The sequence below is a fragment of the Pseudomonas sp. AC463 genome (genome assembly GCF_979253585.1).
Genome location: NZ_CEEDDZ010000077.1, coordinates 1 through 550, shown reverse-complemented (window position 1 = coordinate 550; position 550 = coordinate 1). Strand labels below are relative to the sequence as shown.

The 550-nt window shown below is 67.1% G+C and carries 1 protein-coding gene; it reads left to right on the top strand.

The features are described from left to right. Positions 1-145 precede the first annotated feature (145 nt). On the top strand, positions 146-550 hold a 405-nt coding region (locus AC0IYH_RS29155; protein WP_471837491.1), incomplete at its 3' end, for a cbb3-type cytochrome c oxidase subunit I.

Sequence of the window (550 nt, the reverse complement as noted above, 5' to 3'; positions counted from 1 at the left end):
GGCGCCGTCGGCTCCGCTGCCGAGAAGGCCGCGACCGACGCGACCGACGCGGCGACCGGCCCAACCGAAAACGCCACCGTCGCGGCCCCGACCGCGCCGCAGGGCGCGACCAACAACCCCGCCACCGGCAACGCTGGACAGTAAGATGACAGACACCGCCCTCCACCCGTCCGGCCCCCTTGGTTCGGGGTTCGTCGCTCATGACGCGCACGAGCATCATCACGATGCCGACCACAAGCCGGGCTTCTTCGCCCGGTGGTTCATGTCCACCAACCACAAGGACATCGGCACGCTGTACCTGATCTTCGCGATCGTCGCGGGAATCATCGGCGGGTCGATCTCCGGCCTGATGCGCGCCGAGCTGGCGCACCCCGGCATCCAGTATCTCGGCAGCTGGGCATCGTTGCTCCACGGCGGGCCGCAGAGCCTCGACCAGTCGCTCCACCTGTGGAACGTGCTGATCACCGCGCACGGCCTGATCATGGTATTCTTCATGGTCATGCCGGCGATGGTCGGCGGGTTCGGCAACTGGTTTGTGCCGATCATGATC